Annotated in this window: 12 protein-coding genes and 1 pseudogene; 7 read left to right on the forward strand and 6 right to left on the reverse strand. The window is 38.6% G+C overall.

Annotation, left to right across the window (positions count from 1 at the left end; genetic code table 11):
* Window positions 1-37: 37 nt before the first annotated feature.
* Window positions 38-311: pseudogene (locus CLV95_RS19240) on the forward strand (hypothetical protein); the annotation flags it as partial.
* 206 nt (window positions 312-517) lie between these two features.
* Here CLV95_RS19240 and CLV95_RS04205 read toward each other — a convergent pair.
* The 4 genes from CLV95_RS04205 to CLV95_RS04220 form a co-directional block, all read right to left on the reverse strand.
* Window positions 518-1,087, reverse strand: a complete 570-nt coding sequence (locus CLV95_RS04205; protein ID WP_002723576.1) for a gamma carbonic anhydrase family protein — start codon at window positions 1,085-1,087, stop codon at window positions 518-520.
* A gap of 265 nt (window positions 1,088-1,352) precedes the next feature.
* A complete protein-coding gene (pheT, locus tag CLV95_RS04210; RefSeq protein ID WP_002732655.1) occupies window positions 1,353-3,761 on the reverse strand; it encodes a phenylalanine--tRNA ligase subunit beta in 2,409 nt (802 codons plus the stop codon).
* Between the two features lie 73 nt (window positions 3,762-3,834).
* Complete coding sequence (locus CLV95_RS04215) at window positions 3,835-6,690, reverse strand: DEAD/DEAH box helicase (protein ID WP_002732262.1); 2,856 nt, start codon at window positions 6,688-6,690, stop codon at window positions 3,835-3,837.
* Window positions 6,691-7,416, reverse strand: coding sequence for a 7-carboxy-7-deazaguanine synthase QueE (locus CLV95_RS04220; RefSeq protein WP_002732357.1), 726 nt, complete (start codon window positions 7,414-7,416; stop codon window positions 6,691-6,693).
* 297 nt (window positions 7,417-7,713) lie between these two features.
* Between CLV95_RS04220 and CLV95_RS18740 the strand changes: the two genes are divergently transcribed.
* Both CLV95_RS18740 and CLV95_RS04225 read left to right on the forward strand, forming a co-directional pair.
* Window positions 7,714-7,887 carry a hypothetical protein gene (locus CLV95_RS18740; RefSeq protein ID WP_016749384.1) on the forward strand — a complete coding sequence of 58 codons (174 nt, stop codon included), beginning with the start codon at window positions 7,714-7,716 and terminating at the stop codon, window positions 7,885-7,887.
* Between the two features lie 268 nt (window positions 7,888-8,155).
* Window positions 8,156-9,058, forward strand: a complete 903-nt coding sequence (locus CLV95_RS04225) for a lysophospholipid acyltransferase family protein (RefSeq protein ID WP_002732590.1) — start codon at window positions 8,156-8,158, stop codon at window positions 9,056-9,058.
* Between the two features lie 421 nt (window positions 9,059-9,479).
* Here the strand turns inward: CLV95_RS04225 and CLV95_RS04230 are convergent, their stop codons facing one another.
* On the reverse strand, window positions 9,480-10,016 hold the full coding sequence (locus tag CLV95_RS04230; RefSeq protein WP_002732661.1) for an inorganic diphosphatase: 537 nt from the start codon (window positions 10,014-10,016) through the stop codon (window positions 9,480-9,482).
* Between the two features lie 130 nt (window positions 10,017-10,146).
* Window positions 10,147-11,478 carry an MFS transporter gene (locus CLV95_RS04235; RefSeq protein WP_002732649.1) on the reverse strand — a complete coding sequence of 444 codons (1,332 nt, stop codon included), beginning with the start codon at window positions 11,476-11,478 and terminating at the stop codon, window positions 10,147-10,149.
* Window positions 11,479-11,723: 245 nt separating this feature from the next.
* Here CLV95_RS04235 and CLV95_RS04240 point away from each other — a divergent pair, with 245 nt between their 5' ends.
* The 4 genes from CLV95_RS04240 (at window position 11,724) to CLV95_RS04255 (ending at window position 18,604) form a co-directional block, all read left to right on the forward strand.
* Window positions 11,724-12,380, forward strand: coding sequence for a YdeI/OmpD-associated family protein (locus CLV95_RS04240; protein ID WP_026053940.1), 657 nt, complete (start codon window positions 11,724-11,726; stop codon window positions 12,378-12,380).
* Window positions 12,381-13,070: 690 nt separating this feature from the next.
* A complete protein-coding gene (locus CLV95_RS04245; RefSeq protein WP_002732634.1) occupies window positions 13,071-14,873 on the forward strand; it encodes an alginate export family protein in 1,803 nt (600 codons plus the stop codon).
* A gap of 756 nt (window positions 14,874-15,629) precedes the next feature.
* Window positions 15,630-17,171, forward strand: a complete 1,542-nt coding sequence (locus CLV95_RS04250) for a DEAD/DEAH box helicase (protein WP_002732750.1) — start codon at window positions 15,630-15,632, stop codon at window positions 17,169-17,171.
* 107 nt (window positions 17,172-17,278) lie between these two features.
* Window positions 17,279-18,604 carry a formylglycine-generating enzyme family protein gene (locus CLV95_RS04255; protein ID WP_002732667.1) on the forward strand — a complete coding sequence of 442 codons (1,326 nt, stop codon included), beginning with the start codon at window positions 17,279-17,281 and terminating at the stop codon, window positions 18,602-18,604.
* Window positions 18,605-18,656 lie beyond the last annotated feature (52 nt).

Consider the following 18,656-nt stretch of genomic DNA (forward strand, 5'->3'; position numbering starts at 1 on the left):
TCTCCATTTTCAAAGGATAAGTACGAAGTCATGATCTTACACTTCCGAATTTATGTCTTTGTTCAAAATTTCATTGAATGGAAAAGGTCACAAAAAACTTCCATTCCAAATCAGAAAACCAAACAAAGTAGAATATTTTCGAGCATTGATTTTTCAATTCAAGAAGGAGACACATATCGAAATGAATATATCGACTGCCATATTACGGTTATAAGAAAAAAGTAAATATTCTCAGTCCGAAAAATGTGACTCTATTTCGCCGAAATTTTTTGGAATTCGGGTTTAGGGAAAAAGATGAATCCAAAATTTGAAGACACAGCCAAAATCTTAAAAAATGAGAATTCGACGTAACTTAGAACTTGGCCCTAAACTTAAGTAAAAATATCATCATGAATTTTTCACAAAACGAAGGAGTTCCCACATTTTATGTCGCCTTGACAATTTTTCCTGTCGTTTAAAATTGTAGTAGCCCTGCATTTCTGTTAAACTCAACATCTCGCTCCCTATGGGTCGGATCTTAACCTTTGAAAGGAATCCCCATTCCATTTAAAATTTTTTTTGCCTTGTCCTGAAATTCAATTTCTTCTTCCGGAGTGAAAGGACCGAAAATTCCTTTTTTAAATCGATCAGAAAGAACGATGTATTCCAAACATCCGGCTACGCTCAAAACGGGTTTTGCTTTTCCTTCAAAAATTTTTAGCTCTCCGTTCTTTTGTATGACCATCGCTCCCGGAGGAATTTTTTTCCCACCTCGAACTGTACAACCGGCCATCACCATTGCGCCATCTCCAATTTCTGCCTCGTCTAAAACGATACTCCCAATACCGATCAGACAACCTCTTCCGACTTTACAACCATGCAACATTGTATTATGGCCGACTAATGTATAATCTCCAACCGTAATTCCTCGACTCGAATCCGTATGTAGAGTAGAATTATCTTGGATGTTCACTCCTTCCCCTAAAACGATCCGATTCATATCTGCACGGACGACCGTTCCCGGCCAAAGGGAAGAATACCGCCCCATTTCCACAAGGCCTATTACGGTCGCTTGAGGATGAATAAATGCAGTTTCATGAATATTCATATTTTTTTATACTTCTCCCGAAACCAGATATTTCACGCTCGAAAAGACGGAATACGTTCAAAAATTAATCTCGAAACTCAACGAGTCAAAATCAGGAAAAAACTCTTCACTGACACTAAAAAACAAAACTTTTCGAATTTTATCTCGGAAGAATTGGATTACCGCTTCGAGCAATTTTTCAGAGCGACAATCTGTTGAAATAGGTAAAATAAATTTTCATTTAAACAAAAGCGAAATTTTAAAAAATCTCTTTTTTGAATAAAGACTACCTTAAAACGAACCCGTTTTTGCCGGCAAGAGCAACTAAATGATCAGAAATTTCCTTGATTCTTTCCTGAGTGAAAGTCTTTTCATAATTCACCAATCGAAAACGATAACTCACGGATCTCTTTCCAACCGGAACGCTACCGCCTGCAAATTGGGAATATACCCAACCTTCCTGAAGTTCCGGAATTTTTTCTCTTCTTACGAGATCGGTAAACAAGTTGGTGTTTTCCTTTTCTCCTATCAAAATCGAAATATCAATTTCGGCTTCCGGAAATTGAGAAGGAACGTTAAATCGGGAAATGTTGCGATTAGTATTCCAAATTTCCACAAGCTTTTCGAATTCTAAAGAACCGTAGATCACCCTCTTTTTGAGTTCGAAAGAATCCAAAACCGCGGGATGAACATATCCTAAATTTCCGATCTGTTTGGAATCCACGATCAAAGACAAACTCGCTCCGGGATGAAAGAATATTTCCGGTTTGATATCCCAGAAATATTCAAAAATACGAATATATTTCAAAAAAGATTCGATTTCCTTTCTCACTTTCAGGAAGTCATCCTCCAAAAGTCCCAGATCCGACTCTGAACTTTTTCTATCAAAGGAGACCGCAAAAGAAAAAAACTTTTTTTCGTTATCCGGTTCGGGTATATTAAAATAAGCGCGACCGAATTCAAAAATTTTGATTTCTGAAAATCGGTCTTGGTTGGTGCAGATATTTTTTAACAAAGAAGATATAAGAGAATTTCGAAGTACAGATTGTTCTTCCGGCATTTCATTCCTAATCTTTACGGAAAGTTCCACATCCCCGTCGAGTTCGTTCTCTTTTAAAGCCTGAAAAGAATAGTTATAAACTTCGTGATAACCTAGGCCGACCGAAAAGAAAGTTTTACATTTTCTTTCTAATTCTCTGCTTAAATTTCTAATCGGAGTTTTAATTTCCGCCAAAAGCGGCGTCACTTGAATCGTATCGTAACCTCGAGTTCTTCCGATTTCCTCCACAAGATCCTCCGGGATAGTCACGTCGTAGTTATGGCGAAATTTTGGAACCAACGCCTCAAGACGATCTCCCTTCCAAGAAACCATAAAATGCAATCTTTCTAATATATCCGTTATATCCCCTTGAGACAAGGTAATTCCTAACTTTGTATTGATAAAATGAATATCCGTGTGAATACGAACTTCCTTATGAGGAGTATGTAAAAATCCGACAGGCTCGGAAGCCTTCAAAGATGGACAACCGTTTTCTTTTAAAAGATTGAGAGCGCGGCGAATTACAGGAAGAGTCGTAGTAGCTTCGAGTCCCTTTTCGTAACGAACGGAAGAATCGGAACGAATCCCAGTGGAACGAATGGATTTACGAATTTTTTCCCTTGCAAACACGGCGGACTCCATCACGATTTCCGTCGTATTATTTTGAACGGCGGACTCCTTTCCGCCCATGACACCGGCAACCGCAACCGGCTTTCCTTGATTACGAATGAGAAGAATTTCTTCCTCTAAAGAAGGTGATGTTTCGTCTAAAAGCGCGAAACTTTCTCCTTTTTTCGCGTAGGAAACTTCAAGAGAGACCCCACCTTGACTTTCCAAAAACCTCTTATCAAAAAAATGAGTCGGCTGACCCATCTCTAACATCACGTAATTGGAAACGTCTACAACATTGTTGATGACTCGAATCCCGCATTTCTGCAATCGAGATTGAAATTTTCTTTTGGAAGGAATTACGAAAACCTCGCAAATCGAAGACGCATAGTAGGAGTGCGCATTCTGATTTTCTAATACTCTTGGAAGTTTCACCGAAAGATCAAAGTTCCAAAGGGATTCGAACGGATTAAAGGTAATAGGCAATCGAAGTTGAGAAGCGAGTTCTCTCGCAAAACCGAAATGACTCCAAAGATCAGGTCTATGTGTGATAGATTTATTATCTATTTCAAATATAATATCTTCATAATATAAAAACGAACGAATCGTTTTGCCGATCTCCGCACCCTCGATTCCGTTCAAAATCCAAACTCCACTACTTTCTTCCGACAAGGAAAGTTCCTTTTCCGAACAGAACATTCCCGAACTTTTGACCCCTCTGAGTTCCGATTCTAAAATTTCCCTATCTCCCAGTTTCGCTCCCGGAATCGCAAGAGGAACCAAATCCCCCACTTTTACATTAGTCGCTCCAGTTACGATTTGAGATTTAGAACTTCCGTCGAACACTTCCGCAATCTGAAGTTTATCCGCAGAAGGATGTTTGTCCAAAGATTCTATTCTTACAATTTTTACAAAGTCCAGCTCGGGACGAAACGGTACGACGCCGTCAATCTCACAAACGGAAACTGCGATCTTTTTTAAAATCACATCGAGCCCCACCTCCTTCAAAGGTGTAAAATCATTCATCCAATCTAAAGAAAGTTTCACGTCGCCGACTCCGTTCCAATTACTAAGGTCCAGAAACTTCGATCAAAATCGGATGTCGAGCAGGAAAACTTTTCTAGACTCGGTTCGGAAGGTACACTTGAAAGAGTTGAAAACGATGCTGAATGGTTTTACCGTTTCTCACCTTACGAAGCTCAAAATCAAAATCTTCTTTTACCTTTTGAATTTCGTTTCGAGTTCGATTCATTGCCGATTTTTTTTCGGGCTTTCCTTCCCATTTGAAAGCGGCTTCTTGACGCATCAATTTTTCTTCGAGCTGTCGGAGCGTATTTTGATTGCTCGTTCTGATTTTGAATTCTTCCTTTTGGAAAAGATCCAAAGTTTGATCCCCTAGTTCCTTTTTTCTAAATTCAACAATTTCATCCAAAACCAAAAAAGTCCGAATTAAACTCTCTTCTAAATTAGTAGGAAGTTCGACATGAGAAGATTCAGAGGCAGAAGATTTTGAGAGAGAATGAGATTTTCTAAGTTCTGCGGGTAGTCCTTCAATTTGTCTCACCGAACCCGTTTCGGGATTCGTCTCGAAATAGAAAAGCTCCGTTCGATTGAGGATAAATTGAAACTCCACAAGAAAAACATAATATTCTTTATTGGAAACAGAATGAAAAGAAACACCCCACCCTTTTTGATTTTGAATCAGATACGAAACGGTTCTGTCGATCAACAAGTGCCCGAAGGCCAAAAATTCCAAACTATCGTTCTGAAGCGCAAGTTCAGAATCGAAGGTTCCATATTTCCCTTTATATTGCGAAGAATCGATTTCATAAATCTGAGATTTTTTCCGAATCAGTTTAAAACCCGCTTCTTCCGGAAAGATCTTGGTAAAACGAGAAATAAATTCTTCCAAGTGAGTATTATTAAACGAACGTTCTTCGAGTGTATGATTGTAATAATCCAAAAGATTGAAGTCTATCAGCTTCGGAGTTACAAGAGCGCCTAACTTTTCAAAACCTTTCTTGGCAATTTTGATACGGTTATCGATCTCTTCCTCCATTTCCGTCCTGGATTTATTGCCGGTGACAAATTTCATAAAGGAAGAATTAAAATCCAACTCGTCCTCGATTGCACCGAGCAGTTCATCTGAAGATCCGATCGATTCTTCAAAAAGCCGGATTTTATTCGTGAGTACTTCCAAAATTCTTTCTGCAACCGTATCTTTACTGGCAAAGTTGAAGATAAACACGTTGTCCTTCTGACCAAACCTATGAATCCTCCCGATTCTTTGTTCTATTTTAAGCGGACTCCAGGGCAGATCGTAGTTGAATAGAACGTTCGCAAATTGAAGATTTCTTCCCTCTCCGCCCGCCTCCGTACAGATCAGAATTTCAGTTTTCGTTTTAAATTCCACGATAGCGTTTTCCTTTGCATCCGCTCCGAGAGAACCGTGAAACAAAGTGACTTGAAAATCGGAAAGAACAGAAGCCAAAAAATCCTGAGTCGTCCTAAATTGGGTAAATATAATGAATTTCGAATGTCCTTCTTTTCGAAGTTTGAGAATCGTTTCTTTTAACTTGATAGACTTTTTATCTTCTTTGATTTTTTTCCCCAAAAGAATCAGTCGATTCAAAGAAAGAAGCTCTCTTTTTAAACTTTGAAGATCGAGTTGTACTGATTCGTCCAAACCGGAAACGAATTCTTCCACGTCCTCGGTTTCGTCCAAATCCCATTCTTCCAACTTACATTCCTTTTGTTGAATATGATGAAGTCGATTCTCCAAAAGGAACTTCCTTTTGGTGAGGGCGGAAATAAGTGCAAACACGGAAGAATCCAATAACTTTTGGAATACGATCATTACGAACCCGATCGCCCGGTTTTGTGTTCTCATAGCAAGATTGTATTCTCGTCTAACGTAGTTCGTAGTCTCTTCGTAAAATTCCCTTTCAACGGTAGAAAGCTCGATTTTTACGGTTTTAGCGAATCTTTTCGTAAACCCGCCCACTTCTATCTTCCTTCTCCTTAAAAGAACCTTGGAGATTTTATCTTTGAGGTCGGTTTTGTTTCCTAGAATATAATCGTTTACGAATGTATGATACGGACCCAAAATATTCGGATCGATCAAATGCATAAGATAATAAAGCTCTTCGAGTTTTCCTCGAAACGGAGTCGCAGTCAAGAGAAGAAGACATTCGCACTTCTTGGAGATTTTTTCCGCAAAAAGATAAGAGCGAGTAATTTTATGATAATCCCTTCTAAGTCTATGGGCCTCGTCGAAGATAACAATATCCCACTTCGTTTTAAGAATCTCCTCCGCGTACTTCGGATTTTTGATGAAGTCTACGGAAGTGATGATGTGTTGAAAATTTTTCCAGTTCTTGTCGCCGTCGGTGCTAAAATTCCTTCGCTTAACAATTTCAAAATCTTCGTTGAACTTATTCTTCAACTCTTGCTGCCACTGAACCAAAAGCGGAGAAGGTGTTACAATCAAAACTTTTTTGTAACCTCTTCGAAAGATCAGCTCCTTCATCACAAGAGCGGCTTCGATCGTTTTTCCGAGACCAACTTCGTCCGCGAGAATAAAACGAGGACGAAGACTATTGACTACTATGTAAGTCGACTCGATCTGATGCGGAAGAAGCCTAGTTCTCGAATTGGAAAGTGCGGAAAGTTTATCGAATGCATGGGTCAGCTTTAACTCATACGCGGTCAGAGCGAGATCCATCAATTCTCCCTGTTCACCTACGTTTCTCAAAGGAGAGGGATAATCCGAAAGAATTTTTAAATACGGGGAATCTTCCGCAACCGTCTTTTTAGAAGAAACCGCCGCAAACTCAATCGTAACCTTCCCATCAATCGAAGAGACGATCTTACCAATTCCAGACTCCGGAGAATCGGTAAGATAACAAAAATCCCCTCTATATCCCGAACGCGATTTGGATTCAAAATCGAGACTGAGTTGTAAAGCGCCTTCCAACTAAATTCCCCTCTTATCGCCCCAAATGTATTTATGAGTTTGAAGAGAAAGGCGAAGCCTCGAACCCAAAGAGGATTTCAGCCATTCCGAAAGAATTTCGGGAGACAATTCTCCTTGTACCGGAGAGGCCAGAAGATTACCGGATAATTCGTGAACTTTGATCACTTCGAGGCATCTTTCGAAATCGTTTCTATCACGAATCACAAACTTAATCTCATCCAATTCGTTCTTTCGTTTATTATAAATTTCTAAATTTTCTAAATTCATCCGATTTTCCATTCCCGAACCTGGAAGCTTATAATCCAAAGTAAAAACGAATTGATCCAATCCCTCAATCGATTCCGCCCCGTTGGTTTCTACTCTCGCCCTCGGATATGAATTGGAGAATTTTCTAGTTCTAAAAATTTCGTTACCTAAAGCGAGACTGAAATCTCGATTCCTTCCTTCGAGAGGCTCTCCTCCGGTTAGAAGAACTTGTGTATATATCGGACTCAATTCCTGAATTCGATTCAAAACCCGTTTTAAGTCCATTTCCTCACCGGCGCTCGGAGATAAAGCATACGGTGTATCGCACCATAATTTTTTTCCGATCGCCATTCCGCACCGAAGAGAACATCCCGCCATACGTACGAATACTGTCGGGATACCCGTCGAAATTCCTTCTCCGGAAAGAGAAAGATAAATTTCATGTACGGAAGTTTTCAAATTGTCCATGGGTTCTTTCAAGTACAAGGTTTTTCTTTGAGCAAACAATAAGACCGTAAAAAAATAAAAAGGCAAATTCCAGAATTTCCGACCCACCCTTTAAGGTCAACTCCCGGAGCTTTCATTTTCAAAACGTGGATTTTTTTCCTTAGAGTCTGTAAAGTCCTAAATCTGTCGAGCGACCATAGGAGCGAGACGCCTTGAGTTTAACAAAAATGTAGGAACTACTACGAGAATGTTTTAACGATAAAGCTTGTTAGAAAGTCCATCAATCACCCAATTTGTAGGAATTTCTACATACTAGTATAAACTTGTGGAATGATTGGAACCGATTTTTTTCAGGTTTTGGGACAAACTCTTAGACAAATGGCACCTTCTGAATATGAAAAACGTGGGTTTAAATCAAAGAAAAATATTAACTACAAGACAAGAAAACCAACAGAAGATACTGGGATGAAAAGAAAAAATGCAGGAATGAATGTCTTTGCTTGAAATGCATTGTCCTACGTTGCGACCCATATCGGGAACAATGTAACTTGAATTTTTCTTTTTGGCTTAATAAAAAAGAAACTACTTTTCTACAAATAGCGGGAACTAGATGATTTATCGTAAATCCAAATTCACCTTATACCACAGAATTTTTTGTAGAAAAGTCAAATGACGAAATCACTTCTTCTATCTTCTAAACAGTCGATCTTTTGCTTGTCAATCCAGACAGTAATCGTTCCTTTTGTATTAAAAGAATGATCTCGGAGTCCTCTTGATTCGTTATATACCGTCATTTATCTTTGTTTATTTATTCTATCTTCCGTTTCGAATCCTACCATATCGTTTTTGTCTTTTCTATGGAAGGTTCCTAGTTTTTCTTCTTTATCCGTTTGCAAAAAAACACAGAAAGATCGCCTACGAAAATATTACTCACGCGTTCCCCGAATATACGGAAACACAAAAGAAAGAACTCGTTTGGAAGAGCATTCTTCACATTGGAAATCTTGTCGCGGGCACTTTGTTCGCTCCTCGTTTGAATCAAAAATGGATGGATCGTTATCTCGTTTATGATCCCGAATCTTTAGCGATCGAAAAGAAAACGAACGAAGAAGGCATCGGAGTCGTTTTGATCTCGGGTCATTTCGGAACTTGGGAAATTTTAGTTCAATTTATGGGAATTCGTATGAAAGGCGGAGGGATTTATAAAAAAGTAAGAAATCCGTTCGTGGATAAATTGATCTACAAACTCAGAACGAAAAACGGAATCAAACTCGTTTCTACGGAAGAATCCAGTCAAGTAACCAAGATGCTAAAGCAAGGTTATTGGGTAGGATTCGGTTCAGACCAAAACGCCGGCAAAGTCGGTATTTTTGTCAACTTTTTCAATCGTCCCGCATCCACTTATCAAGGTCCCGCTTTGATGGCTTATCTCACAGGAGCAAAAATGCTTTTGTATTCGGTTCTCTGTGGTGAGAATGGAAAGGTAATTGTTCGAGTCAAAGACTTAGGTTGCGTGGACAAAAAAGCGTTTCCGGATCGTGAAACGGCCGTTCGTCATTACACAGAGGTCTGGACAAAAGCCTTAGAAGAAGAAGTAAAGCTTTATCCTGAACAATACTTCTGGGTCCATCGGCGCTGGAGAACGAAACCGGGAGATTTCCCGGGTCAAATTTGAGCTATCATAGTTAGCAATGCACTGCCTCAAATACTAACATAACGTGAGTTCGATAAGTTTGTAATAAAAAAATCAAACCGTCGATTGCGAGAAGGTTCAGCGAACCGCGACAAATCGTCTCAGACATAGAAAACAAAGTGACGACAATCGCAGAGGTGAGCCGAGAATATTCCGTAACAAGAAATTCGACTTACAAGCAGACTATTCGTATTTTTTCTTTCACGCCTCTCTATGGATCGACGTGAACTCAGCAAACTTTTAATGATAAGGCTCATTTTTAAAATTACTCAAAATAAAAAATATCGAGCTAAATTTCACAAAGTACAACAAGAAACACTTTTATTATAGAGTTTGCAACCGCTCCCCACCTTTTTTACGGCGAGCTCGAACACTTTTAAGACGAACTCTTAGAACTATTCGATTACTTTTTTGGAAAAGTTTTTTTATACAATTCTAAAGAATCTAAAACGATCTTACGAGCAAGAACTGCATTTTGAAATTCTTCAATAACGACAGTTTTATTTTCCAGTTTTTTATAATCTTCAAAGAAATGTTTCAATTCTAATGTGAAATGAGGAGGAAGTTCCGAAATGTCGCTAATATGGTTGATTGACATATCGTTTGCGGCAACCGCAATGATCTTATCGTCTTCTTCTCCCGAATCTAACATCCTCATTACACCGATTACTTTAGCTTTCACTAAACAAAGGGGTTCCAATTCCACCTGGGAAAGAACTAAAATGTCCAAAGGATCGTGGTCTCCACAATAAGACTGAGGAATAAATCCGTAATTTGCAGGATAATAAAAGGAAGAATATAAAACCCGATCCAGTTTCAAAATTCCGTATTCTTTATCAACCTCATATTTAGCCCGACTACCACGTTTGATTTCAATAACGCCGTTTACAAATTCCGGAATTTGATCTCCCGGAGAAATATCATGCCAAGGATGTACCATATCAGAAAACTATTTAAACGTTCCGATGAAAGGCAAGTTTAAAATATGATCTATTCCAATAGAAGAACGGCTCTTCCATAATATGTCGAAATCAATCATAAATATCATAAATGTAGGATTTAAAACCGAATTAAGCCTTGGGTTTCCAACTCCAAGTAACAGCTAGCAAAGCGAGAGCAATTAAAGTTGCACCTATGATAAGATATAAGGATTGTTCCCAATGAAATCCTGGTTGTTTACTCAGCCACCCCACTACTTTTGAAAGAGCAGTTCTTCCCAAATATCCGAACAAACCGATAAAACCCGCCGCAGTTCCAACCGCTTTCTTCGAAGTAAAATCAAGTCCAGCAACACCTAACAACATAACAGGCGGATAGACAAAAAAACCGATGATACCGAACAAAGTAAGATCCAGCCAAAGAAAACCGGGGGGCGTAAATAACAACGCGACAAGAGCCGATAGAACCGGGAGTATACACAAGAAGCTCACCATCCCCCTTTTTCCGCCCAGTTTATCCGAACCCCAACCGACAAGAAGAGTAGAACCGATTCCGGCAAATTCGTAGATGAAGGTGCTAATTCCTCCTTTTTCCAAGGAAGCTCCTTTGGCGAATTTTAAGTAAGTTGGACCGATATCCGTTAAGCTATAACGAACCACATAAACAAAAAAGTTTGCAAAAGCGAAAGTCCAAACATAATAATTTTTTAATACTAGTTGAAAAATGATTTCCCGAAAGGATAATTCTTTCTCTTGTTCTTCGGAGGAAAGTCTAGATTCTTTTTCAGGATCTTCCTGATATTCTTCAATAGGAGGAAGACCCACCGACTGAGGAGTATCCACTAATCGAAATAGAAGGTAAATTGCAGTTACGATCGCCATCAAGGCCGGAATGTAAAATGCATTCCTCCATCCCCACCAAGAAGCGCTATAAGCGGCGACAACCCCTACTAAACCGCCACCTATATTATGAGCTATATTCCAAATTGCGAATTTAGCCCCTCTTTCCGATACCCCGAACCAATGACCCAGAGAACGCCCGCAAGGAGGCCATCCCATTCCTTGAAACAATCCGTTCAAAGCCCAAAGATAAAAATGAACTTCATAATTACTCGAAGCTCCGAACAACAAATTACATATCGCAGTTAAAATCAAACCCAATGGCATGAAGTATTTTGGATTACTTTGATCGGATAAGGCTCCCATGACAAATTTTCCGATTCCATAAGTAATCGCAGTCACCGCTAGAATATTCGTGATTTGTTCTTGGTCATAGTGTAGAACTTCTCCCATTTCCTTGGAAATAACCGGAAAATTATTCCTTACGAGATAAAATACGGCATACCCGATAAAGGTCGCCTCTAAAACCCTCCATCTAAAACGAGGATAAGATCGATCGATCATTTCTTTCGGTAAGAGAGGTTTTGGTTTTGCAGGAAGTATCCAACGGAACGGTGAAATCATTAGGCCAATCTCAAAGATATAGAATCTCTTACAAGGTCATTTTCACCGATGAATGACCGTTTCAGTGTCCATAAGTTAAAAAAGACCGTTAGAATTTTACGAAATTTGTAAATCATACAATGGAAAATTCTCCGAGATTTTAGAAAGTTTTAGTAAGAAAAACTCATTAAGTCGATTTGCGGCTCGTTTTATAGAAATCAAATTTATATTTGCATTTTTTAAAAATCTACATTTCCTTGCGCCTTATGATAGATTTGAATCCGGACTTAATCAAAAAGATGAAATTCAAGGAAGGAAACAGACTGATTGTTATCAATAAAGAAAAAGTACATAAGCCCTCTTTTATAGAAGGAATTATAACTACAAATAAAATTTCCGAAGCGGACAAAATTCTACTTTTTGCGGATTCGATTTCGTCTCTGCGATCTTCTTTTCTAAAAATTCTTAAATCGATTGGCAAGGAAACCATTCTATGGATTGCATATCCTAAAAAATCTTCCCGAATCAAGACAGACTTAGATAGGGATCACGGTTGGGAAATCCTTTCCAAAAACGGATACGAAGGCGTTGCATTGATTTCTTTAGATGACACTTGGTCCGCGGTTCGGTTCAAAAAAGCTAACGAAGTCAAAAAAGGAGGTTCCAAAGCGGAAAAACAAAAACGTCCGGAGCTATCCAAATACATCAACTACGAAATGAAAATCGTAAAACTTCCGGAAGATGTAAGCAAAATTCTTTCCAAAGATAAGAATGCGAAAAAAATTTTCGAATCCTTATCTTGGTCTCACAAAAGAGAATACATCGAAGCAATTTTAGATGCAAAATCATCAGAAACCAGATTAAAACGGATTCAAAAGTTAGCTCAAGCAATGAGTTCTCAAAAAGATCAAAAGAAGAAATAAAAGTTAAAAAATACAAAACCTGCCAAAGAAAGAGATTTTGAGTTTATAAAAATACAGGGCATCTCCTTTCAATCTAGGATCGAAAAAATTACTCTTCCGCAACTTAGAACCGGTATCACTCTCCACTGTCGTTCGATAGTACTTCGTTTCGGTCATTGCTTGACCACACTTCGGTCGCTAGCGCGAAAACTGTTATAAGAAGAATTCAGTAATCAGTTATAGAAGTATTTTGCTGAATTTCCATAGTCTGTAGCGCTCATTCAGAACAACATCTTTTTCTACGGATCAATTTCAGCTCAACGTTTGATAATAAATCTATGTTTTCCAACTGCGATCCTCACCAATATACACTTCAAAGCATCAAAAAAACCAGGCCATCCGACATAATCTATAAAAATTTCATCGTTCTATTCGTCCATTATTCATAATACTGCATATTCGATTTTAATTTTTGTATATATTTATTTTTTATAATATGATAAATAAATACTATATTTTTGAAAAAGCTAATGTTAACAAAATGCTTCAATTTATTTTTTTACGAAACAAAAGCGGAGAGAATTAATTTTCAAAACTCTATTATAAATATTTGGATTAGCTCAATAGTTGACAAACACCAGTTTATAAAGTTACTCTTATATAATCCCCTTCAACCACACCAAAAAGGAAATAAAACTAAGAGAGGTTTGAATGAAAACTTACAAATTAAGCATCATCCAACTTTTGCTCATTTTTATTGTTTTCTTATTTTCGGAGATTGATGCAAAAAAAACGAGAAGAGCTAAACGCCCGAAAGTTCGCAATACTGCAACACAAAGAATCCAACAACCGATCGAAGTTCAAAAACAGAAAGCGGATACTCAAATTGTCCCAATCGAAACCGAAATTAAAGAACCTAAAAAAGACACTCCCTGGTACGAATCGGTTAAACTTGGCGGCTTGATTCGAATCCGCCCGGAAGCGCGATACAATTACGATTTTGATAAATTCAAAAATGATAATATTTCTTTCGTTGGAGCTAAAGCGCAAATTTGGATCGAAAAAGAATTTACCCAAAATATGAAAGCAAGAATCGTCTTACAAGACTCCGCACTTTGGGGAGGGGAAAAAGGTTCTATCATTGGAATCGATACCGCAAACGACAATACAAGACAATCTGTAGGAATTCGAGAGGCTTGGGTTGAATCCAAAGAATTAATCGGCCCCGTTACATTACAAGTGGGAAGACAAATTCTAAAATACGGAGACGAAAGACTGGTAGGTGCATTAGAATGGAACAACGTAGGAAGAAGTTTTAACGGTTTTCGTTTGAAAATCGACAAAGAACTTTTTTCCACTCATGCTTGGATCATGATCGTCGGAGAGCAGGATTCGGACGTAGCGGGCAATTCCACAAATTTAGGAAAAAGAAACTCATTCCCGATTCAATACAATTGTCCCCCCAATTCTTTTTCGTCTTCAACTTGTACATTGACTACTGAACTTTCAAAACAACAGCAAGGAGATGCAACCTTCACCGGTTTTTATAATACATTTAAACCTTCCGACTTACTTCACATAGACGCCTATTACATCGGATTGTACAAGAAATGGCTTCCTCAGAACAACTCTACAATTTTGCTTCTTCCTAATCCAGAGACGATTCCAAGAGATTCAAGGTACGACCAATTACATACATTCGGATTCAGACTTTCCAATAAAACAACTCCCGATAAAAAAGCAAAAATACCATTCGATTTTTCGATCGAATATGCAATACAGAACGGAAAAAACGGACTGAACGTCACGCCAAATTGGGACATCTTAAACACAAACGTTTCCACCGTCGACCCACTTACCGGCAAGACTGTAACCAATAGTATTTATAAAGAAAAACAAAGTTACGATGCTTATGCGTTCGCATTCGACATCGGTTATACAATCGGACCTTTTCGATTTGGAGGAATTTACGACATCGGTAGCGGAGATCCAAATCGAAAAGACGGAAAAGTTGCAACCTTCTCAAATTTATTCCATTCTAATCACGGATTCTTTGGAGAAGCGGATCAAGTAAGTTGGGTCAACATGGTCGGTAAATCCGTAAATTTTACATGGGACGGTGGGAAATTTGGTAAATTAAAGATCGCATACTGGATCATTGATAAGCAAAAAAGACAGGACGGTTGGTATGATGTCACTGGAAACCTCAAAGAAGGAGCCAGTACAGAATCAGCCACAAATGAACGTTTTAAAGATCCTTATGTTCAAAGTGAAAAAGGCGCTCTAGATCAAAGAGGAGTCATAACTCTAGGAAAAAATCTATTTAGAGAAATCGATATGATTTATTCGTTCGAATATAATCATATTCTTTGGTCGTTTGGTGGAAGTTGGATTTTTGCAGGTGATGCGGTTCGGCGTAAACTCAATGACGACTCGATTTATCCAGAATTCAGAAAAACCAACTTTCTTCCACAAGCGCAGTTCGGTTACTTGATGATGACGGTTCAATTTTAAATCGCGACAAAAATAACTTTAATAATTTTGAATATACTTAACGAATCTGAAGGTGAAATTTTGTATAACATCCAAACGTACGAAAATGGCACCAAAAATTAACGACTGGATTTTCGTAAAGATATGGAAGTCCTCATAAAATCGCGTTTAATCCGGAATTGTTAGCTTTTTTTGAAGAAGATTTAGGATTTGTCCCAAAACGTAGGAACAATTGTAACGATCCACGGAGATTCTGATAAGATCGAATGGTTTTGGGACACGCTCTTAACATTCTAACTTTTGAAATAAGTTCATCATAGAATTATTTTCACGTGTTCGAATCGTAATTTAAGGATAACGATTTTAAAATCGAATTCCCGCGTGAAATCTCGGTCCTGGGACCATTATCAAACGAAAAACTTATTTCATAGTAACGATCTATAGTTTCATTTCTAAATGGAATCCATCTTAGATTGGCAAATTTCGTTTTGAAATTTAACCATTTATAGATTCGAATTTATTTTTGAAATCGATTGCACAAATTCTCTCGAAATCATTAGATACAGATCGTTTTACTCTTTTATCCTTGTGTAAATAAACGATCCTAAAATCGTAGTAAAAATAAACGTCTCATTAACGAGGACGTAGAATTTTTCCTGGTTCCAATTTTCCTCTCTTCGATCCGCTTTTTAATCTTCCGGATAGTTCATCTTGAAAATTCAAAGTATTAGAGGTTCCCGGAAGCGGGCAATTCATCGTTTTAAAAGGAACATCTCTATGAAAAAACTCAAGTTTAGCGAACTAAACTTATCCGCCGAAATTCAAAACGCGATTCTGGAAATGGGCTTTGAAGAAGCCTCTCCCATTCAATCGGAAGCGATTCCAGTCATATTAAAAGGAAAAGATATCATCGGACACGCTCAAACCGGTACCGGTAAAACGGCCGCATTTGCAATTCCCGCGATTGAACTTCTCGAGGTGGAAAGTAAACATTTACAAGCTTTAATTCTTTGTCCGACTAGAGAGTTAGTCATCCAAGTCAGTGAACAATTTCGTAAACTGATGAAATACAAAGGAAACTTCGAAGTCGTCCCTGTTTATGGTGGTCAAGAAATAGAAAGACAACTCAAGGCACTTCGTAAAAATCCCCAGATCGTAATTGCAACTCCCGGAAGAATGATGGACCACATGAGAAGAGGCTCTATCCGTCTCAACGACATTAAGATCGTGGTCCTGGACGAAGCCGACGAAATGCTGGATATGGGTTTCCGCGAAGACATGGAATTCATTCTAAAAGATACCCCCATAGATCGCCAGACGATCATGTTTTCCGCTACGATGACGGACGATATTCTGACATTGATGAAAAGATTTCAAAAGCATCCTCAAATCATCGACGTAACTCATCAGAAATTGAGCGCACCAAAAATCGAACAAATCTACTACGAAATTCAAGAGAACGCCAAAGGAGAAGCTCTCGCGAGATTGATCGAATACAGAAACGTAAAACTCGCATTAGTATTTTGTAATACAAAAGCGCAAGTGGATACCGTCGTAGAATTGTTGAAATCGAGGGGGTACTTTGCGGAAGCACTTCACGGAGATCTGAATCAGAAACAAAGGGACAAAGTGATGAACGGATTTCGAAACGGAAATATCGAAATCTTAGTCGCGACCGACGTGGCCGGAAGGGGAATCGACGTCAACAATGTAGAGGCGGTATTCAACTACGATCTTCCAAGAGACGGGGAAGACTACGTCCACAGAATCGGAAGAACGGGAAGAGCCGGAAAAAAAGGGATTGCGTTTTCTTTTATCGTCGGAAAACAGATCTACAATCTTAAAAAAATAGAACGGATCAACGGAATCAAAATCGAGGCAGGAAAAATTCCTACATTAGACGATCTCGAAGAAACCAAAATCCATTCTTACACTTCCAAAGTCAGGTCCATCGTGGATGCGGGCCATATCGGCAAGTATGTAAATCAAGTGGAAAAATTAATGGGAGACGATTATACTGCATTGGATATCGCCGCCGCTTTGTTTAAAATGACTATTCTTAGGGATAGCGTTACTTTCGATGACTCTGTACAATTCGAATCAAATTTTAAATACGAAGAAAGAAATTCCTTTAAAAAGAAACCCGGAAAATACAGAGATCGGAATTTTGGAAGATCCGGTTCGGGAGCGAGAACCAAATCAAATCCGGGTTCACATTCCGGCAACAGTTCCGGTAACGGATCTCATTCTAAATTCTCTAAAGGAGATAAAAATCAAAAATCAGGCGGATCATCTTCTTTCAAAAAAAAGAAGAAATAAGATTCGATTTCAAGGAAAGAATCCTCTTAAAATTCTTTTTTAAACCGGAAATTTATGCCGAAATTAAAAATAGAAATCGTCCTCTGTCGAAAGGGCGATCGGGCATTATGATCTTCAACTTTATTCTTAAACTCAAACGACTGATTATAATTCTTTCCATTTTTTCCTTAGGATCGTTCACACAAGCTCAAGAAAAAGGAGAATCTTCTCTTAATACGAGAATGGTTCCCCTTTGGAAAGGAGAAGTTGAAGCAGTTTATAGCGGAAAAGGTAAAGTGAAAATTCGAATTCGAAAGGGTTCCATATTTTACGGAAAGGAAGAAGAGGAAATCAAAGCCATCCTCGAGAAAAAAAATCAATACACCGTTTTACAAAAAAATCCCGAAAAAGAAATCGGCTCTTTTTACATTCGTCAAATCTCCATTTCCTATCAAACGAATTTAGAAGGAAAGAAAGCCTCGGAAATCGAACTCTACGGTTCATTTACCGCAAACTCGGGAATGCCAGAACATCTTCTCACAGCCGGAACCTTCATTCAAGACTACAAACAAGAAGTAGTTTACGTAGAGCCCGGAGCATTTTTCACGGAAGACAGAAGAAGAACAAGACCCGCCAAACAATTTAGACATCCAAAAGACGGCAAAGAAATGGTTTTCGTATCCGGAGGATACGAGCAAAATGGAGAATTATTTTACGAGTCGATGGGATTTTTCCTTCACGGACAAGGAAACGAACCCTCGGAAGATAACTACAATCCGTTTTACTTTAAACCAGAACGAGGCAACCTCCAAGATATCTCCTCTTTTTACATTGATAAATACGAGGTTACAAATCAGGAATATTCAAAATTTCTAAAAGAAACAAACACTCCTCCGCCGCCTCATTGGAAAGGAGGAAAATACCCGACCGGAAAAGAACATCATCCCGTAAACGGAATCACGTATAGAGAAGCGGAAGCATACGCACGTTGGTCTGGTAAACGACTTCCGACCGAGATGGAATGGGAAAAAGCCGCCCGTGGAACCGGAATGACTTGGAAAATCAATCGAGACGAATCTTATTCCTTTTTTCCGAATACATTGGAATATCCTTTCGGAAACGATTTCGATTCTTCCTTATGCAATACTCTCGAAAGCAAAAATATGGATACAATTTCCGTTTACGAATTAGCAAAAAGATCAGCAAGTCCCTACGGAGCAATTGGAATGTGCGGGAACGTAGCCGAATGGACAAGTTCCGACTATCTGCCGTATCAAGGACATTCACTTAAAAAAAACGCATTCGGAAAAATGCATAAAGTCATCCGGGGCGGATCGTTCTCATCCACAAAAGAAGAATCCACGACATATTTCAGATCCTTCGGAGGAATTCCAAATTTAAAAACGGATCGCCGAGCCGGAATTCGCCTCGTTTGGGATCTTCCTGGAAAATAAAAATAGAACCACAAATTAAGACAAAATGGTGCCCCTTCTCTTCTGGGCTTGA

This window comes from Leptospira borgpetersenii serovar Javanica (assembly GCF_003046425.1).
GTDB classification, from domain to species: Bacteria; Spirochaetota; Leptospiria; order Leptospirales; family Leptospiraceae; genus Leptospira; species Leptospira borgpetersenii.